At 60.6% G+C, this 22,039-nt stretch carries 19 protein-coding genes; 11 read left to right on the forward strand and 8 right to left on the reverse strand.

All coding sequences use genetic code 11. The features are described 5' to 3' along the window. Positions 1–13 precede the first annotated feature (13 nt). The 3 genes from ligD to BUB69_RS10150 all read left to right on the forward strand — a co-directional run bounded on the left by ligD (position 14) and on the right by BUB69_RS10150 (position 5,054). The gene (gene ligD, locus BUB69_RS10140) at positions 14–2,596 is read left to right on the forward strand and encodes a DNA ligase D (RefSeq protein WP_073165513.1); all 2,583 of its coding nucleotides are present in this window, start codon (positions 14–16) and stop codon (positions 2,594–2,596) included. Positions 2,597–2,764: 168 nt separating this feature from the next. Then, positions 2,765–4,057, forward strand: coding sequence for an NTP/NDP exchange transporter (locus BUB69_RS10145; RefSeq protein WP_073165517.1), 1,293 nt, complete (start codon positions 2,765–2,767; stop codon positions 4,055–4,057). A 10-nt stretch (positions 4,058–4,067) separates the two neighbouring features. Next, positions 4,068–5,054, forward strand: a complete 987-nt coding sequence (locus BUB69_RS10150) for an aldo/keto reductase (RefSeq protein ID WP_240033525.1) — start codon at positions 4,068–4,070, stop codon at positions 5,052–5,054. A 48-nt stretch (positions 5,055–5,102) separates the two neighbouring features. Here the strand turns inward: BUB69_RS10150 and pssA are convergent, their stop codons facing one another. Continuing rightward, positions 5,103–6,446 (reverse strand): CDP-diacylglycerol--serine O-phosphatidyltransferase, encoded by a 1,344-nt coding sequence (pssA, locus tag BUB69_RS10155; protein WP_073165521.1) that lies wholly within the window; start codon positions 6,444–6,446, stop codon positions 5,103–5,105. 385 nt (positions 6,447–6,831) lie between these two features. Here pssA and BUB69_RS10160 point away from each other — a divergent pair, with 385 nt between their 5' ends. Continuing rightward, positions 6,832–9,021 (forward strand): TonB-dependent receptor, encoded by a 2,190-nt coding sequence (locus tag BUB69_RS10160; protein ID WP_073165524.1) that lies wholly within the window; start codon positions 6,832–6,834, stop codon positions 9,019–9,021. A gap of 53 nt (positions 9,022–9,074) precedes the next feature. Here BUB69_RS10160 and BUB69_RS10165 read toward each other — a convergent pair whose 3' ends face one another. Beyond that, positions 9,075–10,229: a glycerophosphodiester phosphodiesterase gene (locus BUB69_RS10165; RefSeq protein WP_073165527.1), complete on the reverse strand. Its 1,155-nt coding sequence runs from the start codon at positions 10,227–10,229 to the stop codon at positions 9,075–9,077. Between the two features lie 324 nt (positions 10,230–10,553). On the opposite strand from BUB69_RS10165, the gene BUB69_RS10170 reads away from it, so the two are divergent. From BUB69_RS10170 to BUB69_RS10185, 4 genes are all read left to right on the forward strand, one after another. Further along, positions 10,554–11,486 carry a 2-hydroxyacid dehydrogenase gene (locus BUB69_RS10170; RefSeq protein WP_073165531.1) on the forward strand — a complete coding sequence of 311 codons (933 nt, stop codon included), beginning with the start codon at positions 10,554–10,556 and terminating at the stop codon, positions 11,484–11,486. Positions 11,487–11,596: 110 nt separating this feature from the next. Next, the gene (locus tag BUB69_RS10175; RefSeq protein WP_073165536.1) at positions 11,597–12,319 is read left to right on the forward strand and encodes a CTP synthase C-terminal region-related (seleno)protein; all 723 of its coding nucleotides are present in this window, start codon (positions 11,597–11,599) and stop codon (positions 12,317–12,319) included. Further along, on the forward strand, positions 12,316–12,636 hold the full coding sequence (locus BUB69_RS10180) for an antibiotic biosynthesis monooxygenase family protein (RefSeq protein WP_073165539.1): 321 nt from the start codon (positions 12,316–12,318) through the stop codon (positions 12,634–12,636). The genes BUB69_RS10175 and BUB69_RS10180 overlap by 4 nt, the downstream gene beginning before the upstream one ends. Positions 12,637–12,757: 121 nt before the next feature. Beyond that, positions 12,758–13,249: a MarR family winged helix-turn-helix transcriptional regulator gene (locus BUB69_RS10185; protein ID WP_073165543.1), complete on the forward strand. Its 492-nt coding sequence runs from the start codon at positions 12,758–12,760 to the stop codon at positions 13,247–13,249. A 16-nt stretch (positions 13,250–13,265) separates the two neighbouring features. Here BUB69_RS10185 and BUB69_RS10190 read toward each other — a convergent pair whose 3' ends face one another. The 3 genes from BUB69_RS10190 to BUB69_RS10200 all read right to left on the reverse strand — a co-directional run bounded on the left by BUB69_RS10190 (position 13,266) and on the right by BUB69_RS10200 (position 16,345). Further along, complete coding sequence (locus tag BUB69_RS10190) at positions 13,266–14,684, reverse strand: short-chain fatty acid transporter (RefSeq protein WP_024689223.1); 1,419 nt, start codon at positions 14,682–14,684, stop codon at positions 13,266–13,268. Between the two features lie 243 nt (positions 14,685–14,927). Further along, entirely contained in the window at positions 14,928–15,584 is a 657-nt protein-coding gene (locus tag BUB69_RS10195) for a CoA transferase subunit B (protein WP_073165546.1), read from the reverse strand. 59 nt (positions 15,585–15,643) lie between these two features. Beyond that, positions 15,644–16,345, reverse strand: coding sequence for a CoA transferase subunit A (locus BUB69_RS10200; RefSeq protein ID WP_073165549.1), 702 nt, complete (start codon positions 16,343–16,345; stop codon positions 15,644–15,646). 126 nt (positions 16,346–16,471) lie between these two features. Here BUB69_RS10200 and BUB69_RS10205 point away from each other — a divergent pair, with 126 nt between their 5' ends. The 3 genes from BUB69_RS10205 to BUB69_RS10215 all read left to right on the forward strand — a co-directional run bounded on the left by BUB69_RS10205 (position 16,472) and on the right by BUB69_RS10215 (position 18,490). Beyond that, on the forward strand, positions 16,472–17,365 hold the full coding sequence (locus tag BUB69_RS10205) for a LysR family transcriptional regulator (protein ID WP_073165552.1): 894 nt from the start codon (positions 16,472–16,474) through the stop codon (positions 17,363–17,365). Between the two features lie 109 nt (positions 17,366–17,474). Further along, complete coding sequence (locus BUB69_RS10210; protein WP_073165555.1) at positions 17,475–17,756, forward strand: hypothetical protein; 282 nt, start codon at positions 17,475–17,477, stop codon at positions 17,754–17,756. Between the two features lie 125 nt (positions 17,757–17,881). Further along, positions 17,882–18,490, forward strand: coding sequence for a LysE family translocator (locus tag BUB69_RS10215; RefSeq protein WP_073165559.1), 609 nt, complete (start codon positions 17,882–17,884; stop codon positions 18,488–18,490). A gap of 51 nt (positions 18,491–18,541) precedes the next feature. Here the strand turns inward: BUB69_RS10215 and ssuE are convergent, their stop codons facing one another. The 3 genes from ssuE to BUB69_RS10230 form a co-directional block, all read right to left on the reverse strand. Continuing rightward, complete coding sequence (gene ssuE / locus BUB69_RS10220; RefSeq protein WP_073165563.1) at positions 18,542–19,123, reverse strand: NADPH-dependent FMN reductase; 582 nt, start codon at positions 19,121–19,123, stop codon at positions 18,542–18,544. Positions 19,124–19,372: 249 nt separating this feature from the next. Further along, complete coding sequence (locus tag BUB69_RS10225; RefSeq protein ID WP_073165568.1) at positions 19,373–20,461, reverse strand: polysaccharide biosynthesis/export family protein; 1,089 nt, start codon at positions 20,459–20,461, stop codon at positions 19,373–19,375. Positions 20,462–20,625: 164 nt separating this feature from the next. After that, complete coding sequence (locus BUB69_RS10230; protein ID WP_073165571.1) at positions 20,626–22,035, reverse strand: undecaprenyl-phosphate glucose phosphotransferase; 1,410 nt, start codon at positions 22,033–22,035, stop codon at positions 20,626–20,628. Positions 22,036–22,039: the final 4 nt, after the last annotated feature.

Consider the following 22,039-nt stretch of genomic DNA (forward strand, 5'->3'; position numbering starts at 1 on the left):
GGAGACATCGACCATGTCCAAGCCTGTCAGCGAGTACATGCGCAAACGCAATTTCGGGATTACCTCGGAACCTGCCGAGACCCCTGGCAAGAAGCGCAGAGCAAAGAATCACGCGTTGAGCTTCGTCATTCAGAAGCACGACGCGCGTAATCTTCATTACGACTTTCGCCTTGAATTTGATGGCACGCTCAAGAGTTGGGCAGTGCCGAAAGGGCCGAGCCTTGACCCCACTCAAAAACGTCTGGCAGTGCATGTCGAGGATCATCCGCTGGATTACGCCAGCTTCGAGGGCAGCATTGCGAAGGGCCAGTATGGCGGCGGCGACGTGATCGTCTGGGATCGCGGGGTTTGGGAACCTCATGGTGATCCGCGCAAAACGTACGAGGAGGGCAAGCTTAAATTCACCCTGATCGGGGAAAAACTGACCGGTGAATGGGCGCTGGTCCGCACCCGGCTCAAAGGCAGCGGCAGCAAGGAACAGTGGCTGTTGATCAAGGAAAAGGACGCGATTGCCCGCCCTGCCGACGAATACGACATTACCGAGCAACAGCCGCTGAGTGTGATCAGCGGAGCGCAGGTCGGCGTCGGGCGAGTTACGGCGACCAAGGCTCGTTCGACGAAGACTGGCGCAGCCTCTGCCCAGGCGAAAAAGTCCCGTGCCAAGACAAAGAACGCGCTCCCCGAATTATTGCCCCCGCAACTCGCCACGCTGGTGGAGGCACCGCCTGCTGGCGAGTGGCTGTACGAGATCAAGTTCGACGGCTACCGGATCCTGACGCGCATTCAAGACGAGGAGGTGCGCCTGTTCACGCGCAACGGCCACGACTGGACTGATCGATTGCCTGAGCTGGCCAAGGCGATCAAGGCCCTGAAACTGCAGGACACCTGGTTTGATGGCGAAGTCGTAGTGCTCAATGATGAAGGCCTGCCGGACTTTCAGGCGTTGCAGAATGCGTTCGAGACCGGGCGTAGCAAGGGCATTCTCTACTACCTGTTCGACATGCCCTATCTGAGCGGCGAGGACCTGCGCGAGGTGCCCGTCGAGCAGCGTCGTGATGCGCTGGGGCAAGTACTCGGCACACAACGCAGCCGCCTGCTGCGCTTTTCCGACGCCTTTCGTTCGGGGCATAAGGACATCATCGAGAGCGCCAGCGCGATGGGCCTTGAAGGCGTGATCGGCAAGCGTGCCGGCAGTCCGTATGTCAGCAAGCGAAACGCCGACTGGATCAAGCTTAAATGCCGATTGCGTCAGGAGTTTGTCATCGTCGGCTACACAGCACCGCAAGGCAGTCGCTCGGGATTCGGAGCGTTGCTGGTGGCGGTCAACGACGACAATGGCCTGGTTTACGCCGGGCGGGTCGGAACCGGTTTCAACGACTTGACCCTCAAAAAACTGCATGAGCAGCTGCAACCACTGGCGCGTGAAACTTCGCCGCTGGACAGGAAACTCACCTCGGCGCAAGGACGTGGCGTGCAGTGGGTAGCGCCACAACTGATCTGCGAGGCGGAGTTCGCCGAGTGGACACGTGAGGGGATCCTGCGTCAGGCCGCGTTCGTGGGGCTGCGCAGCGACAAGTCCGCAGGTGAAGTGGTGCGTGAATACCCGCAACCTGCGCAGCTCGCCAGTCGCCCCAAGGCTGGCAAGCCTGGGAAAGCAAAGCCTGCCGACAGCCCTGCCGCGTTTAAAACGGCGCGCGGCAAAGTCACGGTGGCAGGTGTCGGCATCAGCCATCCCGATAGAGTGATCGACAGCAAGACAGGCACCCAGAAGATCGAACTGGCGCAATTTTATGAAGCGATTGGTGAGTGGGTGTTGCCGTATCTGCGCAAGCGTCCGGTGGCACTGCTGCGCTGTCCCGAGGGGATTGAGGGCGAGCAGTTCTTTCAGAAACATTCCGAGCGCCTGGCGATTCCCCACATCCGTCAACTGGACCGCCAGCTCGACCCGGACCATGCCGCGCTGATGGAAATCGATACCGTTCAGGCGTTGGTCGGGGCCACACAAATGGGGACTGTTGAACTGCACACCTGGGGTGCTACCCGCGATCGAATCGAAACCCCCGACCACCTGGTGCTGGACCTCGATCCTGACCCGGCGCTGCCCTGGCGCAGCATGCTCGAAGCGACGCAAATGGTGCTGGCGGTACTCGACGAGCTGGGCCTTGACGCGTTTCTGAAGACCAGCGGCGGGAAGGGCATGCACATTGTCGTGCCGCTTGCCCGGCATGCCGACTGGGATACGGTCAAAGGTTTTGCCAAAGCCATCGCCGAATTCGTGACCCGACAACTGCCCGAACGCTTTACGGCCACCATGGGGCCGAAAAACCGGGTTGGCCGCATCTTTGTCGATTACCTGCGCAACAGCCGCGGCGGCAGCACGGTCACGGCCTATTCGGTGCGCGCCCGGCCCGGATTACCGGTGTCGGTGCCGATTGCGCTTGATGAACTGCCGGGGCTCACGTCCTCTGCCCAGTGGGACATCACTAACCTTGAACAACGCCTGCGTCAGTTGAAACACGACCCGTGGGCCGGTTACAGCAACCGGCAGAGAATCACCCGCACCATGTGGAAGCAGTTGGGAGCTACGAGGCCTTAGGACGCTGGACTGACAGGTTTTGTCGAATGCGCCTACGCTTTCACGGAGCCGTACGTTCCTGCGATGAGGCTGCCCGACGGTAGACGCGGACGCTTTCACGCAGGTCTGGCGTCAGGCAACGCACATCGCTCGCTGCGCAGCAGCTGGCCCACTCCAGAGGAGACCCCCATGCCCGCTGCATTGCTCCTGAAATGGGTCAAAGTCGAGGCTTGCGAGCGGGCTGCGCTGTTGCTGGGTTTCGCGTTTCACTTTTGTGTGCTGGCCAGTTATTACCTGGTGCGGCCGCTTCGTGATGCGCTGGGGCTGGAGGGCGGTGCCGATAAGCTGCAATGGCTGTTCACGGCCACGTTTGTGGTCATGCTGGTGATGGTGCCGCTCTTTGGCGCGCTGGTCTCGCGACTGCCCGCCAGGCGTTTCGTGCCGCTGGTCTATCGGTTGATCGCACTTTCGATGCTGCTGTTCGGCGTGCTGATTGCCAATCACGTGGCCCCGGTGGCGGTGGGGCGGGCGTTTTTCGTCTGGATCAGCATCTACAATCTGTTCATTGTTTCGATCTTCTGGAGCGTGCTGGTCGACCGCTTTTCCAGCGAGCAGGGCAGACGTCTGTTCGGCTTCATTGCCGCCGGAGGTACGTTGGGGACCTTTATCGGCCCGTTGCTGGCGGCGACCATGGCCACTTATTTCGGCCCGCTGGCCTTGAGTGTCGGTGCGGCCCTGCTGCTTGAAGGAGCGGTGCTGTGTTATCGCGCGTTGTTGAACAGAACCCGGGCCCGTCAGAAGGCCCCGGTTCGTGAGGAGCGTCTGGGTGGATCGGTGATGGCGAGCGTGAGCCTGATCGCGCGTTCCCCCTATCTGTTGGGAATGGTGCTGTTCATGCTGCTGCACACCAGCGCGGCAACCCTGCTGTACTTCGAGCAGGGGCGAATCATCGCCGACAGCTACGGTGATGTAAGCAGTCGCACCCGATTCTTCGCATGGGTCGATCTGACGGTTTCGACATTGACGCTGCTGTTTCAGTTGCTGCTCACGGCGCCTTTGATCCGTTGGGTCGGCGTGGGTGGAGCATTGGTGGCGTTGCCGTTGGCCACCGTGGTGGCATTCATCGCCATGGCGTTGTCGCCGGTGCCGACCACCGTCGCGCTGGCTCAAGGGCTGCGCCGCGCTGTGGAATACGCCGTGGTTCGCCCCGCCAGGGAGGTGCTCTGGACGGTGGTCAGCCGCGAGGAAAAGTACAAGGCCAAGAACGTCATCGATACGCTGGTGTACCGGGGCGGCGACGCTGCCAGTGGCTGGGTGTCGGTCGGCCTGACCGCGATGGGCGCGGGCTTCGGCCTGCTGGCGCTGTTGGTCATGCCGTTTGCCGGCATGTGGGCATGGGTGTCGCTGTGGCTGGCCCGCAGGCAGGCACTGCTGGCCAGGTCCAGGTCGCTCACGAACGCAGAATCAGAACAGGACAGATAAGGAGAACGTCATGACGCCACCCCATCACCTGACCCGCAGGCGACTGCTGACGCTGGCAGCGGGAGTTACCGCCGCGATGGTGTTCGATACGGCCGCAGGTGACGAAAAAACACCGACGCTGCCGTCGCCTTCCGCCTCTTCATCACGTCCCCCGAAGCCGAGCCCCGGAGCCAAGACCATGCTGACCCGAGCGATTCCTTCCAGTAACGAGCCCCTGCCTGTCGTGGGCCTGGGCACTTACCGCGGTTTTGACGTGGCGACATCCAGTTCTGCCTACAAGCAACTGCGTGCAGTGCTGGATGCGTTGTTCGCCGCCGGTGGCACTGTGGTCGACAGCTCACCGATGTATGGCCGCGCCGAGCAGTCCACAGGGGAGTTACTGTCTATCCATGAACCACGATCACCTGCGTTTCTGGCCACCAAAGTGTGGACCCGAGGGCGCAAGGAGGGCATCGAGCAGATGGAGGCTTCGTTCAAGTTGCTGCAAACCGACAGAATCGACCTGATGCAGATTCATAATCTGCTGGACTGGAAGACCCATCTGCCGACATTGCGAGCATGGAAAGAGCAGGGCCGCATTCGCTACATCGGCATCAGCCATTACACCTCTTCGGCGTATGCGGACGTAGAGGCCGTACTCAAGAGTGAGCCGCTGGATTTTCTGCAGATCAACTACGCGCTCGACGATCGCGAAGCCGAGAAGCGGATTCTGCCATTGTGTCGGGAGCGCGGCGTGGCGGTCATCTGCAATCGGCCGTTTGGTGGCGGAGGTTTATTGACGCGGCTCAAGGACAAGCCCCTGCCGGGCTGGGCTGCGCAGGTTGAAGTCAACAGCTGGCCGCAACTGGCACTGAAGTTTTTGCTGGCCAACCCGGCCGTCACGTGCGTGATTCCGGGCACCGGCAACCCGCGTTACATGGCTGAGAACGTGGGTGCCGGATTTGGCCCGACGCTGACCGATGCGCAGCGTCAGCAGTTGATTGCGCTGGTCGGCTGATCGCAAGGGTGTTCGCGAAACCATGCCACGAACACCTTGCTCGACCGCTTACAGAATCCGGTACAGCAGGCGCTCGACCCGGACACGACTGACGCGGCGCAGAAACTTGCGCACGCCTTCGGGGTAGCTGGCCAGTGTGTCCAGCTCATCGTATTGGCTGACGCGCTGGGTGTTGCGCATCAGGTGGGTGATCTCGGCCTTTCGTGGTGCGACCCACTGACCTTGCGGATCGTCGATCAACAGGCCGTTTTCCAGATCCAGATTGAACGCACGCGGGTTGAGGTTATTGCCGGTCAGCAGGGTGTAACGCTGATCCACCCAGATCCCTTTCAAGTGGAAGGTGTTGTCGCCGTGCTTCCACAGATGGACGTTCAAACGATGCTGGGCGATGGCCTTGCGGTGCTTCTGGGTGAAGCGCCTGAGGCTGATCTCATACAGATAGGGCAGGGCAGAGATCACCTTGAACGGTTCGTCCGGGTGGATGAAGAAGTCGTTGGCGGTCTTGTCGCCAATGATGATGTCGACGTTCACTCCACGCTTGAGCGCGCGATTGATCTCGCGGGTCACGGCCACTGGCAAATTGAAGTAGGGCGTGCAGATCGTCAGCTGGATCTTGCTCGACGCGATCAGGTCGCAAATGGTGCGGTTCAGGCCGTTGCGCGGGCCCACGCCCAACAGCGGCACGATACGCAGCTCCCCGTTCTCTTTCTCGCCCGCCGAGGTGTCATAGGCCGCTCGCTTGAGGTTGCTGCGAAAGGCGCGAATTTCGCCGCGCAGGCTGCGCGAGCTGGGTGGCGATTGCAGGTCGAGTCGATGCACGGCCGGTGAAGGCAGGATTTCGCGCTGCACCATGCCCACGAAGCTGTCCGCCAGCGGTGCGCTCTGGATCAGGTGATAGCGGTCCAGCCGGTATTTGTCGAGCTTGTGCAGGTAAACGTTGTTGAGGCTGGCGCCGCTGTAGATCACGCAGTCGTCGATCACGCTGCCCTTGAGGTGCAGCACGCCGAACAATTCACGCGTCTGGACAGGCACGCCGAAGATCGGGACTTCCTGGTCATACTCCAGGTTCTGCGCCTGGTACCAGGTCGAGTTGCCCGGCTGGCGTCCGGCACCGATAAGGCCACGCTGCGCGCGAAACCAGTCCACCAGCACCACCACGTCCAGCTCGGGCCGTGCGGTTTTGGCCGCGTAAAGGGCGTCGAGGATTTCCTGGCCTGCTTCATCCTGCTGCAGATACAGCGCGATGATATAGATGCGGCGAGTCGCCGAAGCGATCCTTTCCAGCAGGCAACGCCGATAGTCGGCAGCAGAGGGGACGATGGATATTGCATCGCTCGGCAAGTCAAAGCCGCGGAGCGCCGCCAGGGTCGAGCGTCGGAAGTTGGACTGCATAGGCCTCTCGATGGGATAACCAACAGCGCATGAGCTTACACCAGAGCACGCATCAGGTCGCCGCCAGTGTCCTGTTTCAGGTGGTGACCATGCGTTTCAAGGCATTTCCTGCCCGGACTGATTCGAGAAGGTGCCCCGAATCGTGAGCATGACCTGATTCACTGTCAGGTTATGGCTGGGCGATTGCGCCCAGCCATATGTGCGGATGCTATCGGTTGGGGCATCCCCGCACCTTTCGTCGTGAAACCCGTTCTGTAGACGCCTGCACTGAAATAAACGATAACTGATCCCATTAACACCTGATAGCATTTCGCATTCAATTCTCAGGGGCGCAGTCATGGAAGGACGCTGCCCGGCCCACTTTATCGTTTAGCAGGACATCTCCATGAACACCTCGCCGTTTCCCTTCCGTCTCTCGCTGGTTGCGTTTTGCTGTTCTTTTGGTCTTCCCGTCTGGGCAGCGTCCGAGACGCCGGGTTCTTCGGGCGGTGCCATGGTGCTTGGCGAAACCGCGATCAGCGCCGACAAGGTCGCGCCGCAGGCACTGCCGCCCGTTTATGCCGGGGGCCAGGTCGCCCGCGGCGGGCAACTGGGGGTGCTGGGCAGTTCGGACATCATGGATGTGCCGTTCAGCATGACCAGCTACACCGAGCAGTTGATCGAGGACCAGCAGGCCGAGGACATCGGCGACGTGCTGCTCAATGACGCCTCGGTTCGCCAGTCGTCCGGTTATGCCAACGCGTCGCAAGTGTTCGTGATTCGCGGGTTTGCGCTGAACACTGACGACATTTCCTACAACGGGCTCTATGGCGTGCTGCCTCGCCAGATCATCTCGACTGACGCGCTGGAGCGGGTCGAAGTCTTCAAAGGCCCCAATGCGTTCATCAACGGCGTGACGCCGACCGGCTCCGGCATCGGCGGTGGCGTCAACCTGCAGCCCAAACGTGCCAGGGACACGCCGACACGTCGCTTCACCACAGACATCAGCAGCGATGGCCGGATCGGTGAGCACCTGGATGTGGGCCAGCGCTTTGGTGAGGACAACCGGTTTGGTGCGCGCCTCAATCTTGCCCAGCGCGAGGGTGAAACCGGCGTCGATGACGAAGAGCACCGCAGCAAGCTGTTCGCCCTGGGCCTCGACTATCGGGGTGACAACTGGCGTGTATCTGGCGATTTCGCGTACCAGAAGCAGCGCATCAACCAGAGTCGAAATACCGTGTTCGTTGGCAGCGGCCTGACCCACGTACCCCATGCGCCTGATTCCGATACCAACTACGCGCCCAACTGGACCTGGACCGAAACCGAAGACACCTTTGGCATGAGCCGGATCGAATACGACCTCAACGAGGACTGGATGCTTTACGCCGCTGCAGGTGCCAAACACACCCGCGAGACGGGTGTTTATGGATCCCCGACCATCAACGATGCCGCGGGCAACCTCACGGCGCGGCCGTCGTTCATCCCTCATGATGAAGACAACAAGACGGCAATGGCCGGCATCAATGGCAATCTGCAGACCGGCCCGGTCAGCCACAAGGTCAACTTCGGCCTTTCGGGGATCTGGACCGAGCAACGCAATGCTTACGTGTTCGGCAGTGGTCGAATCGCGAGTAATCTTTACGAGCCGGTCTCGACGTCGCAGCCCGCTCTGGATGGCGTGCCAGGCGGTGATCTGAATGACCCCGGCATCACCGGCAAGAGTCGCATGCGCAGTGCGGCGTTCTCCGACACGGTGGGTTTCTTCGACGACCGTCTGTTGATCACGGCTGGCCTGCGCCGCCAGCAATTGCGTGTTCAGGGATATGCCTACGGCAGCGGTCCGCGCACGTCGCTGTATGACGAGGCGATCACCACGCCCATCTACGGTGTCGTGTTCAAACCCTGGCGTTATGTGTCGTTCTACGCCAACCGCATTGAAGGTCTGGCGCAAGGCCCGACGGCCCCCAATACCGTGACCATCAACCCCGGCGAGATCTTCCCGCCAGCGCGCTCCAAACAGGTCGAAGCGGGTGTGAAACTGGACATGGGCACCTTCGGTGCGAGCCTGGGTGTGTACCGTATCGAGCAGCCAGCCGATGGTTATCAGGTGCAGGACGGCACGGGGACGCGTTATGTCCGCGATGGCGAGCAGCGCAACAAGGGCGTGGAAATGAACGTGTTTGGCCAGCCGGTGAGCGGTCTGCGCCTGCTGGCCGGTCTGACCTTGATGGACACTGAGTTGAGCGGTACTGCGGGCGGCAGCAACGATGGCAACAACGCGGTGGGTGTACCGACCTTCCAGTTCAACGCCGGGGCTGACTGGGATATTCCAGGCATCGAAGGGGCGGCTATCAATGCGCGCATGCTGCGCACTGGCGGTCAGTACCTGAATGCCTCGAACACCTTGAGCATTCCGACCTGGAACCGCTTCGACCTGGGCGCACGCTACACCTTCAACGTGGCGCAGAAGGACGTGACCCTGCGGGCCAATGTCGAAAACCTGATGAACAAGGATTACTGGGCCTCGACCAACGGCGGCTACCTGACTCAGGGTGAGCCACGTACGCTGAAACTGTCGGGCACTGTCGACTTCTGATCGATCACCGGCCGACTGCATCGCATGACGCAGCCGGTCGGTTGATCAGCGCATCAGTAGCCGTTGCGCTTGAGGATCGCGTCGATGCTTTCCTTGGACGGACGTCCGTAGAACTTCAACAGCTCGGCCGTGCGGTTGGTGAAGAAGCCATCCGAGCCGTCCTGGCTGATGCGCTTGAAGTCGGCCGCGTCATCCACGGTGTACGGATGAACGACCATGCCTTTTTCGTGAGTCAGGTTGTTCATCCAGGGTTTGACCAGGTCCATGTAGCTCTGGTCGCCACCCTTGGCCAGTTGTGAAGACGGACCGGTGCCGATGGCGCCATGCGCCTTGGCCCAGTTGATCCAGCGTTCGAACTCTTCCGGCGACTTGACCTCTTGCGCGGCGTAGTAGCTGGCCTTGTCCTTGAAGCCCGAATCGTTGAACGCGACGTCAGACTTGGGCTCGATAGAACCTTTGCCGATCCACAGCAGCATCACTTTCGGCACCTTCGGCATTTCTTTCTGAAGCAGTTCAAGGCTCTGCTTTTCGAATGTCTGCAACACCACACGGCCCGGCATGTGCGCGACGTTCACATGCCCCGGCGTTGCGGCGGGGCGCTGAGCGAGCCAGCCGCGCTTGGCCAGGACTTTCTTCAGATCGGCTTCGACCCCCGGAAACTGCGACGGCACCTTGGTTTCGATGTACAGCCCCGGTTTGTTTACGCCACCCTCGGCGATATCGATCACTTCATCCAGTGTCAGGATCTGCAGACCGGCATAGCTGTCGCGGGCACGGTCCGGGTAGGCCTTGTTGAACCACGTACCGGCGTCCAGTTGCTTGAGTTCGTCCAGGGTGAAGGTACTGACCGGGTCCTTGGCGCGTTTCGGAAAGACCTCGGCGATATTGGTGGTGCGCTCCAGCACGTCGTCATGCAAGGCGATCAGCACGCCGTCCTTGGTGCGCTGGATATCCATTTCCAGGTAGTCCGCGCCCAGATCACGCGCCAGGGTGTAGGCGGGAATGGTTTCTTCCGGCGCATCGAATGAAGCACCCCGATGGGCTATCACGGCAGGCCACGGCAGTCCCAGTTTCTCGCTCAATACTTTGCCCGGCGCATCCGCTGCCGACGCCGCGCCTGAAGACAGCATCACACCCGCCATGGCGGTCGCGACCAGCAGTCGGGCCAGCGGAGTCTTGGTGAACCGGGAGGTGGAAAATCCTTGCATGGGCTGATGATTCCTTGAATTGAGAAAGCGTTTGATCGCCTCGGACTGTTGGACGAAGGCGCCTCCTGAAGCATTAACAACATCGCCTTCGATACGGCAAGCGGGGGTGTCGTTCCCTGTTGCGCGATGTCGCCTTGAGTGCCGCTTGCAGTACAACGCGGTGGCGCAATGCTATGTCAGCGTTATGCTCAGGGATTCTGCGCACAGTCTGTCCGCCGAATGAGACGACTGTATGAACGCAGGCGCGGCATTCGGCAACTGCCTCTGCCAAAGCGCGCTTGCTCGGGTTACTGTCAGTGTTTTGATCATCGAGCAGGAGTGGGCATGACAACGGTTTTGGTGCTGGTCGAAAATCTGAACACCTATTTGCCGATTCTGGAAAGCAGTGGCTTCGAGCTGATTCGCGCCCCCACCGCCGAGCTACGCGCCGAAGCGATTGCCACGCATGGGCAGGCCATTGGCGCCGTGGTGACGCGCGGGCCGCTGGGATTCTTCGCCGAAGAGATGGATGCGCTGCCCAATCTGCGCATCATTTGCGTCAGTGGCGCGGGCTTTGAAAAAGTCGACCTGTCAGCGGCCGAAGCACGTGGCATCACCGTGACCAATGGGGCTGGCGTCAACGCACCCACAGTGGCCGATCATGCGCTGGCTTTGTTGTTGTCGCTGGTGCGGGACATCACGCAGGCTGATGCCTCTGTCCGCCGCAGTGAGTGGCGCAAGGTCGTGCGCCCGTCGCTGGCGGGCAAGCGTCTTGGCATCATCGGGCTCGGCGCAGTCGGGCTGGCAATTGCCCGACGCGCCGCAGCGTTTGATGTCAGCATCGCCTATCACAACCGCAAGCCGCGTCCTGACTGCGACTACACCTGGCATGCCTCTGTTCAGGCATTGGCCGAAGCCTCGGACTTTCTGGTCATCGCCACACCGGGCGGCAGCGGCACGCACCATCTGGTCGATGCCTCGGTGCTTGCCGCACTGGGCGCTGACGGCTTTCTGGTGAACATCGCTCGCGCCAGCGTCGTGGACACCGAGGCGCTGGTCACTGCGCTGCAACAGGAGCGGATTGCCGGGGCCGCGCTGGATGTGTTCGACGACGAGCCTGAGGTCCCCGATGTGTTCAAGACGCTCGGCAATGTCGTGCTCACGCCTCATGTCGGCGGCCTTTCCCCTGAAGCGTCGAAAGACAGCGTACAGATGGTCAACGACAACCTGCTGGCGTTCTTCGCTGGCAAGCCGGTTCTGACGCCTGTACACAGTTAAGGACGTTTGCGTGGCTGCATGGATGAGTTGCCTGATCGCCCATTCTGCTTGCATGACTGCCTGTTTATAGTCCTGCCCATAGCGCATGACATAAACAAAAGGAGCAGGGCATGGACGTAGTAGACGTAAATGGCGAGGCCGTGCGAATCGGTCTGGTAGGGGATTTCAACACGCAGTTCGCTGCGCATCAGGCGATACCTCAAGCCTTGCAGATGGCGGGCGCAGCGTTGCAGCTAAAGGTCAACGCCGAGTGGTTACCGACGACTGAGATCGGCGCTGGCGATCGCCTGGCGCAATTGGATGGCGTGTGGTGCGTGCCAGGCAGTCCTTACCAGGATATGCAGGGTGCCATGACGGCCATTCGCCTGGCACGCGAGCTGCGCATTCCGTTTTTGGGAACCTGCGGCGGGTTTCAGCATGCGCTGCTGGAGTACGCTCGCAATGCTCTGGGCTGGAGCGACGCCGAGCACGGGGAGTCTGCCCCGGACTCGCCGAACGTCATCATCGCGCCTCTGAGTTGTTCACTGGTCGATGCACTGTGCTCCATTCATCTGGTCCCGGACACATTGATCGCCAAGGCCTATGGTCAGCTGGAAATCGAGGAGCGTTATCACTGCCGTTACGGCTTGCTGAGTGAGCTGGAATCGCGGGTGTTCGGCGATGCAATGAATGTCACGGGACGAGGACCTGAAGGCGAGGTGCGCAGCATGGAACTGGAAGGGCATCCGTTTTTCGTCGCCACGCTGTTTCAGCCTGAGCGAGCGGCGCTGCTGGGCAAGACGCCAGCGCTGGTCAAGGCGTTCGTTCAGGCGTGCGGCGGTGATGCACGATGATCGCCGCGCGTTTCCCCACGCCTTATTACGCGGTGGTCTTCACGTCACTGCGCAGCGTCGATGATGGACAGGACTACGCTTCAGCCGCGCAGCGGATGATTGAACTGGCCTGCCAGCAACCGGGTTTTCTCGGTGTGGACTCGGCACGTGATGAAAGCGGTCTGGGCATCACTGTCTCGTACTGGGCCGATCAGGCCGCCATTCAGGCCTGGAAGCATCACGCCGAGCATGCCGAAGTCAGAGAGCAGGGGCGGGAGCGCTGGTATCAGGCGTTTACGACGCGAGTCTGCAAGGTCGAGCGCGACTACTCGTTTTGATCACGGGCGATTCTGAGATCGGGCAGCGTCAGTCACGGCGCTGAAACAGTGAATGCGACCCAAGGTGCTGTTTCAATTTGCGGGGATATGCCAGCATTGGGCTCTCTACATGGGAGCCCTTATGAATCACGACCTTACCCCGAACGGCACCCTGCGCATTCCGGAAGGCCTGAACATTCCCGCGCAAGTGATATGCCACGCCACCAGCCTGCGCAGGGCGAGCCGACGGATTTGCCAGCTGTACGACGCTGTGATGGCGCCGTGCGGCTTGCGCTCCACGCAACGCTCGATCCTGATGCAGATCGCTCGTCATCAGGCACCGACCATGACCGAGCTGGCGACGATTCTGGTCATCGACCGTTCGGCGCTGGCGCAGAATCTCAAGCCACTGGAGCGTGAGGGACTGGTGTCGGTGGATGTCGACCCTGACGACAAACGCAGCCGTCTTGTGCGCCTGACCCCGGCGGGTATCGAAAAGCTGCTCGAGTCCCAGGCACTCTGGGAGCAGGCCCAGCGCTCCTATGAAACCGCGCTGGGGCCTGAGCTGGCGTTGGAGCTGCGTACCTTGCTGGCGCAGGTCGCAGCGGCCGACTATGGCGACGATTCTGTCTGAATCACCGTCGCTGCTGTCAGGGCATGATCGGTGGTGTGTAGGTCAGTGTCGTGCCCAGCGCCCATAGCAGGAAAAGCACCAGCGGCGCGTGGACCAGCAACTGGACGAACGAAAAACCGATCAGGTCGCGCGCCTTCAACCCCAACACGCCCAGCAACGGCAACATATAGAACGGGTTGATCAGATTGGGCAGGGCTTCGGCCGCGTTGTAAATCTGTACCGCCCAGCCCAGGTGGTACTGCAGTTCGTTGGCGACCTGCATCACGTAAGGCGCTTCGATAATCCATTTGCCGCCGCCCGACGGGATAAAGAAGCCGAGCACGGCCGAGTACACGCCCATCAATACCGCGTAGGTATCGTGCGAAGCGATGCTGGTGAAGAACGTCGAAATGTAATGCGCCAGGGTTTGCGCATCGCCACCTTTGACCGTGGTCAGCAGCGCGGCAATCGAGCCATAGAGCGGAAACTGGATCAGCACGCCCGTGGTGGTCGGTACAGCGCGCGCCACGGCATCCAGGAAACTGCGTGGCCGCCAGTGCAACAGTGCGCCCAGCATAATGAACAGGAAGTTGTAGGTGTTCAGGCCGGAAATCGCGGTGATCGCCGGCTTGGTCGAAAACTCGTTGAACAGCCAGCCCGCGCCCAGCAGCACCATCAGAATGATCAGCAGCGGGCTGTATTCCAGCCATTCGCCAGGACGCGAGCGGGCAGGCAGGGGTGGCAGGTTGAAGGCCGGGTCCACACCGCAGGCCTTGGCATCGCGGGCGCTGTTGGGGCCAGGCGCTGTGGCGTAGGCAACGATCAGCGAAATGACCACCAGTGCCGCCAGCATCACCCCGGACTGCCAGAGGAAGATGGTTTCGGTGAAGGGGATGACACCCGTGATCGCCAGGATCGACGGGGGCAGGCTGGCCGGATTGGCCTGCAGTTGTGCCGCCGATGACGACAGCCCCAACGCCCAGACGGCACCCAGCCCCAGATAGGCCGCTGCACCGGCGGCTCGATAGTCCATGCGCAGATCGGTGCGGCGGGCGAGGGCACGCACCAGCAAGCCCCCGAACACCAGCGACAGGCCCCAGTTGAGCAGAGACGCGAGCATGGAAATCAAGGCCACCCAGGCCACTGCCGAGCGGCCGTTGCGCGGAATGCGCGCCAGTCGGTCGATCAGCCTGACAGCAGGCGGCGAGCTGGCCACCACATAGCCGCCGATCACCACGAAGGCCATCTGCATGGTGAACGGAATCAGGCTCCAGAAGCCGTCACCGAACGCCTTGGCCGCTTCGGCAGGCCTTGCGCCGATGGCCAGCGTTGCCACGGTGACAATCACCACTGCCAGGGCAGCGAAGACCCATGAGTCGGGGAACCAGCGTTCAGCCCAGGCGGCGCAGCGCAGGGCAAATCGGGCGGAGCGGCTTTCTTCGAGGTTGGCGGCCATCTGGGCGTCCTGTTGTCATTATTATGGGGGGCACGTGTGCGAGAGTTTCCGGCGTGTCTCGTGGCAAACACCGGACGGTGGGAGGCGGCTTGCCAGCGATGACGTCAGTTCAGTCGCAGCGGTAGCGCCTGAAAAAACCTGTCGCCGGCAAGCCGCCTCCCACAGGAGATTGCGTTTATTCAGCAAGTTACATTTTTGTATGAAGAGCAGTCGTTTGAAACAGGTTTGCGTCAGGTTGCTGGATCAAAACGTCATCTCGATCACATCATCCGGCACGATCAGCTTGCCAGCGGTCTTGGCGATGATTTCCTCAACGCTGACCCCAGGCGCACGTTCGCGAAGGATGAACGCGCCGTCTTCGATTTCAAGATAGGCCAGATCAGTCAATACCTTGCGGATACAGCCCGCACCGGTCAGTGGCAGGCTGCAGCGGGGCAGCAGTTTGGATTCGCCGTCCTTGGAAGCATGGGTCATGGTCACGATGATGTTGTCCGCGCCCGCCACCAGATCCATTGCGCCGCCCATGCCCTTGACCAGCTTGCCGGGAATCATCCACGAGGCGATGTTGCCCTCGACGTCCACCTCGAATGCGCCCAGTACCGTGAGGTCCACATGGCCGCCACGGATCATGGCGAAGGATTCGGCCGAGGAGAAAATCGACGCGCCGACACGGGCGGTGACGGTTTGTTTGCCGGCGTTGATCATGTCGGCGTCGATGGTTTCTTCAGTCGGAAATTCGCCCATGCCCAACAGGCCGTTTTCCGACTGCAGCATGACGTCGATGTCACTGGGGACATAGTTGGCGACCAGCGTCGGAATGCCGATCCCCAGATTCACGTAATAGCCGTCCTTGAGTTCGCGGGCGACGCGTTGAGCCATTTGTTCGCGGGAAAGTGCCATGGTCTGAAATCTCTTTGTTGTTGTGTGCCGATTCCTGCTTCGTGTAGCGCCTGTCACCTTCAGGATTTTTTGAGGGTGCGCTGCTCGATGCGTTTTTCGAAAGTGCCCTGGATCACACGGTCGACATAAATGCCGGGCGTGTGGATCTGGGTCGGCAACAGCACGCCGGGTTCGACGATTTCCTCGACCTCGACCACAGTGATCCGGCCGGCGGTGGCGACCACCGGGTTGAAGTTTTGCGCGGTGTGACGATAGATCACATTGCCGAAGTGGTCGGCCTTCCAGCCTTTGATCAACGCGAAGTCACCGGTGATGGCTTCTTCGAGGATCACGTTGCGGCCATTGAACTGCCGGGTTTCCTTGCCCTCAGCCACCGGGGTGCCGTAACCGGTGGCGGTGTAGAACGCCGGAATCCCTGCGCCGCCAGCACGAAGTTTTTCAGCCAGGGTACCTTGCGGCGTGAGTTCGACTTCCAGCTCGCCGCTCAGCAACTGGCGTTCGAACAGCGCGTTTTCACCGACATAGGAAGAAATCATTTTTCGAATCTGGCGGTCTTCGAGCAGGATACCCAGGCCGAAGCCATCGACGCCGCAGTTATTGGAGACCACCGTCAGGCCCTTGATGCCCATGCGCTTGATCTGCGCAATCAGGTTTTCCGGGATGCCGCACAGGCCGAAGCCGCCGCACAGCACGGTCATGTTGTCGGTCAGCCCGGCGAGGGCCTCTTCGTAAGTCGCCACTCGCTTGTCGAGTCCAGCCATGATGATCCGCCTTTTATAGTTGTGACCGGCACGTGCTGCCGGAGGATCGCGTTGACGGTATCTTCTCTCGGCTTCAGTGATTTGTTAATTTTGTTTTTCTGATCGATTGATAAGAAATATAAATATATGAACGTGAAACAGCTTCGAGCGTTTCTGGCCGTCGCGCAGTACCTGAGTTTCGCTCAGGCGGGTGAGCGACTGCATGTGTCGCAACCGGCGTTGAGCCTGACGATCAAGAGCCTTGAGGAAGACCTGGGCGGCCAGTTGCTGACGCGTACTACGCGTAATGTCAGCCTGACGCCAGAGGGCGAGACGCTGTTGCCGCTGGCGCGCCAGCTGCTGGCAGATTGGGACAACACTGAAGAATTGCTGCGCCAGCGTTTCACCCTGCAAATGGGGCGCGTGTCCATCGCTGCCATGCCTTCGTTCGCAGGCAATCTGTTGCCCGGCGCGCTGAAGACCTTTCGTGGGCGCTACCCTCGGGTCAACGTGGCGGTGCATGACGTGGTCAATGAGCAGGTGCTGGAGATGGTGCGCCATCGCCGTGTCGAACTGGGCATAGGCTTTGAGCCCGAATCGAGCAATGCGCTGTCGTTCACACCGTTCTACATGGACCGATTCGTCGCGGTGGTCTCCACTGAATCGCCGTTGGCCGGGCGCACCGAGGTGTCCTGGGCCGAACTGCTGCAGGAGGATTTTATCGCGCTACAACGCCCATCCGCCGTGCGTTTGCTGCTGGAACACGCCATCGAGTCACAGCATGGCAAGTTATCGGTGGCGTTCGAAAGTCATCAGCTGTCGACCATCGGGCGTATGGTCGCCAACGGCCTGGGTGTGAGCGCGGTGCCGTCGCTGTGCATTGCGCAGATGCAGGAGCTGGGCGCGCATTGCGTGCCATTGATCGAGCCGCGTATCGAACGGCGCATCGGGCTGATGATGCTGGCCGATCACAAACTGTCGGCGGCGGCCCAGGCGCTACGCGAGGTGTTGATCGGGCATGCCCGTGAACAGGGCATGTGAAGGGCGTGTGAAAGTCGATAGCCACTATCACGGCGGTTGATTTCTGCCGCGACAGGGCGGGGCGTAACCTTGCTTCATTCCCGAAATGAAGCCAGCCTGGAGGCCCCTCATGAACCGCATACTCGCCCTCGCTCTTGTCCTGTCATTCACCGTCGCACTGGTCTCCGGCTGCTCCACGCATCACGCCGTCGAGCTGCGACCTTACTCTGCCGAAGAGAGCCACCAGCTGGCGCTGGAAGACCTGAATCGTCGTGGTCTGTCCTTTGAGGAATATCAGGCCCGCAAGGCGCAATTGCTGGCGGACCCGCAGATTCAGCAGGCTCGCGAGTTCGACAGCCAGGGTGAGATCAGCGTTGATCGTGGTGCGCTGACTCAGAATCCTCAGGGTTAACAGTCCGTCTCAGCCAACGTCTTTCGTCAAACTGTACGGTAAGAAACTTCGCTTAACTGTCCATGTGTTTCCTGTCCGCCCTTCGATAGGGTGAGTGCCTGACTCACACACACCTGGACCGCGTCATGTCGTTCTCTCTGGATCTATTGCTGGCCTTTGCGCTGTTTGCGTTCGTCACCTCGGTCACCCCCGGCCCCAACAACATGATGTTGCTGGCTTCGGGCGTCAACTTCGGTTTCGGCCGTACGCTGCCGCACATGCTGGGCATCAGCATCGGTTTCTTCGTCCTGGTGCTGGCGGTGGGATTTGGTCTGGGCAGCGTATTCAAGGCCTGGCCAGTGCTCTATACGCTGTTGCGTTACCTGGGCGCCGCCTACCTGCTGTACCTGGCGTGGAAGATCGCCACGTCCGGCCCGGCATCGGATTCGACCGAAAGCCGCGGCCAGCCCATGAGCTTTATGGGCGCGGCACTGTTTCAGTGGGTCAACCCCAAAGCCTGGATCATGGCGATTGGCGCAATCAGCACTTACACGCCGATGCAGGGTTATTTCACCAATGTGATCATCATCTCGGGCGTGTTCGCACTGATCAACCTGCCAAGCGTGGGCATCTGGGCCGGATTCGGCAGCCTGCTGCGCAACGTATTACGCGATCCGGTAGGGCTGCGAATCTTCAACGGCGTGATGGCGGCCTTGCTGGTGGCTTCGCTGTATCCGCTGATCGTCGAACATTGAGTCTGCTTTCGTGGGAGGTCCGCTCCCACAAAATCTGGCGTTGTCAGTGGATTACAACGCCAGTTGCAAATGTCCACCCGCTGCCTTGTGGCGCGCCTGCAATCGGTGTTGCAGGCTCAAGTAAAAATGCTCAAGCCCTTCATGCAGGCGCTCGGTAAGGATGTCGTCCAGTGTGCCGCCTTCTTCGTTGTCGCTGTAAGTGATCTGGGTATCGATGGCGAAGACCCCGTGCAACACTTCCTGAGATTTAAGCGCTGACAGCACAGGCTTCAAGGCGTAATCCACCGCCAGCATATGGGCGATGCTGCCGCCGGTTGCCAGTGGCAGCACGACCTTGCCGTGCAGGGCGCGTTCGGGCAAAAGATCCAGCAGGGTTTTCAGTGCGCCGGAAAACGAGGCCTTGTAGACCGGTGTGCCGATCAACAGACCGTCGGCCTGCCGCACCGCCTCGATAAATTCCAGCACCTTGGGGCTGTCGAATTTCGCGAACAGCAAATCTTCAGCATTGAAGTCGCGAATGCGCAACGTGGTAACGCCGACGCCATGACGTTGCAACCATCGGCCAGCATGAGCCAGCACGACACCTGAACGGGATTTGGGAGAGGGACTGCCTGAAAGTGACACAACGAGCATGCGGGAATTCCTTGCGATAAGCGTAAGGCGGTAAAGCAGCTTGTGTGCCAGACCTGCGTGCCTTTGCGTGGGCCCCTTGAATACGGGGGGCAAAGCCCTGTTCCCACGAAAGCAGCGATCGCACTCGCTGCTGATAAGCCGGGCAAGTGTTGAATGGCTGTTGCGCCAGCAACACTCCGAGTGCCAAAACGCAGGCAAAAAAATCCCCGCAACCGAAGTTGCAGGGAGGGCGTGTGGCGATGAGCCTGATCAGTTACTGAAGGCGGCGCCGGTCTGGACGACGCTGGCCGAGCCCAGCAACTGGCTGATGAACCGGCTCCAACGGGTGATGTTGGCCGGGCCGACGAACACCACGTCCTGTGCTTTGAGTTCGAATTGACCGGCCAGCAGGTAGGCAGTGGGCTTCTTGGCGTTCAGGTGGTAGACCGTAGACGGCGCGTCGGCGAAGTTCTCTGCGCCGCGAATCACATACACCGCGTCGCCATCGGCACTGTCCGGGCTGAGGCCGCCTGCATTGCCCAGGGCTTCCAGCAACGTCACGCTGGTGGTAGCGAAAGAAATCACCTGCGGATTACGCACCTCGCCCAGCACGTAGATCTTGTTCTTGGAGCTGCTGTTGAGGTGCAGGTAGTCGCCGTCCTTGAGAAAGATCCGGCTCAGTTGCGAGCCTTTGCGGTTGAGCGAATCGATGTCGATCAGGTAGTCGCGGCCGTCGCGTCGCAGGGTCAGGCCGGCCAGATTGGCATCGGTCAGGTCAATGCCGGCAACGCTGATCGCCTGCACCAGGCTCAACGGAATGTTGGTGATCGACTGCGGCCCGGGGGTCTTGAAGGCACCGGACAGCAGCACGCGCTGGTTGTTGTAACGCAGCACTTTCACGTCCACTTTGACCTCGGTGTATTGCGGCGCGAGGCCCATGCGCAGTTGTTCGCGAATCTGGCTGACGGTCTTGCCGCCCGCGCGGATTCGACCCACATAGGGGAAAAACAACGTACCGTCGCTCAGCACTTCCCGGGTGTTGGCGTCCAGTTGATCCTGCGAACCGGGGGCGGTCAGTTCAGGGTGTTCGAAGACCGTCACCAGCAGCGTGTCGCCAGGCCCGACGATGTACTCCGGCGTCTTGTAGTTCAGCAATTCGGCGGGCAATCCGTTGGTATCAGCGGCAACGCGCTGCTGTTGTTGCTGCAAACTTTTAGGGCTGATGTCGACCAGCTGCGCCTTGGGTTCGTCCGGGTCGCTGGTGGTGATATCGCCAGGTGTCATGTGTTGGCCGGGCGCGAATACGCACCCTTGCAGGATCAGAGAGGAGAGCAGCAAGACAGCCAGGCTTCGATTCATGGGTGTGTTCCTTCGTGACGGTGCACCTTGCACCTGAATGATGTCGTTACGTCCATTTCCACTACCGGCAGCAGCACCGGTCCACGTCGTGATTGTTTTTAGCGCGCGCACATACCTCCCTCCGGGCCAAGGCTGCCGGAGCCGTCGTCTAGTCAATGGAATGCTCAGAAGGCGTTCTTGTTGAAGAAGCCCTTGAACAGCGTCAGCAGAATGATTTTGAGATCCAGCCAGATCGACCAGTGCTCGATGTATTCCAGGTCGAACTCGATCCTTTTGCGCATCTTGTCCAGCGTGTCGGTTTCTCCGCGCCAGCCGTTGATCTGTGCCCAGCCGGTGATGCCCGGCTTGACCTTGTGACGCAACATGTAGCCGCTGACCTGTTTGCGATATTGCTCGTTGTGGGCCACGGCATGCGGGCGCGGGCCGACGATGGACATGTCGCCGCGCAGCACGTTGAAAAACTGTGGCAGTTCATCCAGAGAGGTACGACGCAGGAACGCGCCCAGCGGCGTGATGCGTGTGTCGTTGCGGGTGGCCTGGCGCACCACATCGCCGTTTTCCTGCACGTTCATGCTGCGAAACTTCCAGACCATGATCGGCCGACCGTCCAGCCCGTAACGGCGCTGGCGAAACAACACCGGACCGGGTGAGGTGAGCTTGATGGTCAGTGCGATGAGTAACAGCGGTAGCGCGATCAGCATCAGGATCAGGCTCGACAACAGGATGTCTTCCGCGCGTTTGACCAGGCTCCAGGCGCCGTCCATGGGCGAGTCGAAAATGCTGATGCTGGCCAGTCCATTGATGCTTTCACTACGCGCATGCAACAGCTCGAACATAAAGACGTCGGGTATCAGGTACACCGAGACCGTGGTGTCGCTCAGGCCGGTGATCAATTCCCGCAGGTGCGGTTCGGCGCTGAACGCCAGCGTGATGTACACCTTGTCGATCCGGCCCTCACGCGCGTCGTCGACCAGTTGCTCCAGGTTGCCCAGCACCGGCAGCCTGCGTCTCTGACGGCCCAGCTCCATCTGTTGCGGATTCGAGTCGTAGAAGCCCAGCAGATTCAGGCCCATCCAGGGCGCGCTGGAAATTGACTGGGCCAGCCGCTCGCCGACCTGACCGGTGCCCACGATCGCCACGCGCCGGGTGTTGAAACCATGACGGCGCAGGCTGTGTAGCAGCAGACGAATCAGCAGGCGATAACCGCACAGAATCGCCAGCACCAGTGCGAACCAGGTCATCTGCCCGTCATCGGGCAGTTTGTCGCGGTTGAGCACCAGATAGTCCACTGACAGCAAAATGATGAAGGTCAGTGCCCAGTAATTGAACACCTTGGTCAGCTCGCGCAGGATCCGCTCGCCGCGCCAGGAGCCGTATAGCTGGTGGTACTCGCCGACCCAGTGAAAGACCAGCACAGCCAGAATGATATGTAGCCAGGCCTCGCTGCTCTCGGTCATTGCCAGTCGGCTTTGCCAGTAACCCATCAGTACGATGACCGCCAGATCCAGCAGGCGGTGGGCGACCGATAGCGCTGACTGATGGGCATGAAGAATGCCGCGAACGGAGGTGCGCATGACA

This window comes from Pseudomonas asturiensis (genome assembly GCF_900143095.1).
Taxonomy (GTDB): Bacteria; Pseudomonadota; Gammaproteobacteria; order Pseudomonadales; family Pseudomonadaceae; genus Aquipseudomonas; species Aquipseudomonas asturiensis.

Bases quoted from the DNA above. Each gene is read 5' to 3' on its own strand.
- BUB69_RS10165 (WP_073165527.1), bottom strand. From the start codon at position 10,229: ATGCAAGGATTTTCCACCTCCCGGTTCACCAAGACTCCGCTGGCCCGA.
- BUB69_RS10225 (WP_073165568.1), bottom strand. From the start codon at position 20,461: ATGAATCGAAGCCTGGCTGTCTTGCTGCTCTCCTCTCTGATCCTGCAA.
- BUB69_RS10205 (WP_073165552.1), top strand. From the start codon at position 16,472: ATGAACGTGAAACAGCTTCGAGCGTTTCTGGCCGTCGCGCAGTACCTG.
- pssA (WP_073165521.1), bottom strand. From the start codon at position 6,446: ATGCAGTCCAACTTCCGACGCTCGACCCTGGCGGCGCTCCGCGGCTTT.
- BUB69_RS10175 (WP_073165536.1), top strand. From the start codon at position 11,597: ATGGACGTAGTAGACGTAAATGGCGAGGCCGTGCGAATCGGTCTGGTA.
- BUB69_RS10190 (WP_024689223.1), bottom strand. From the start codon at position 14,684: ATGGCCGCCAACCTCGAAGAAAGCCGCTCCGCCCGATTTGCCCTGCGC.
- BUB69_RS10200 (WP_073165549.1), bottom strand. From the start codon at position 16,345: ATGGCTGGACTCGACAAGCGAGTGGCGACTTACGAAGAGGCCCTCGCC.
- BUB69_RS10210 (WP_073165555.1), top strand. From the start codon at position 17,475: ATGAACCGCATACTCGCCCTCGCTCTTGTCCTGTCATTCACCGTCGCA.
- BUB69_RS10230 (WP_073165571.1), bottom strand. From the start codon at position 22,035: ATGCGCACCTCCGTTCGCGGCATTCTTCATGCCCATCAGTCAGCGCTA.
- BUB69_RS10195 (WP_073165546.1), bottom strand. From the start codon at position 15,584: ATGGCACTTTCCCGCGAACAAATGGCTCAACGCGTCGCCCGCGAACTC.
- ligD (WP_073165513.1), top strand. From the start codon at position 14: ATGTCCAAGCCTGTCAGCGAGTACATGCGCAAACGCAATTTCGGGATT.
- BUB69_RS10185 (WP_073165543.1), top strand. From the start codon at position 12,758: ATGAATCACGACCTTACCCCGAACGGCACCCTGCGCATTCCGGAAGGC.
- BUB69_RS10180 (WP_073165539.1), top strand. From the start codon at position 12,316: ATGATCGCCGCGCGTTTCCCCACGCCTTATTACGCGGTGGTCTTCACG.
- BUB69_RS10170 (WP_073165531.1), top strand. From the start codon at position 10,554: ATGACAACGGTTTTGGTGCTGGTCGAAAATCTGAACACCTATTTGCCG.
- BUB69_RS10160 (WP_073165524.1), top strand. From the start codon at position 6,832: ATGAACACCTCGCCGTTTCCCTTCCGTCTCTCGCTGGTTGCGTTTTGC.
- ssuE (WP_073165563.1), bottom strand. From the start codon at position 19,123: ATGCTCGTTGTGTCACTTTCAGGCAGTCCCTCTCCCAAATCCCGTTCA.
- BUB69_RS10150 (WP_240033525.1), top strand. From the start codon at position 4,068: ATGACGCCACCCCATCACCTGACCCGCAGGCGACTGCTGACGCTGGCA.
- BUB69_RS10215 (WP_073165559.1), top strand. From the start codon at position 17,882: ATGTCGTTCTCTCTGGATCTATTGCTGGCCTTTGCGCTGTTTGCGTTC.
- BUB69_RS10145 (WP_073165517.1), top strand. From the start codon at position 2,765: ATGCCCGCTGCATTGCTCCTGAAATGGGTCAAAGTCGAGGCTTGCGAG.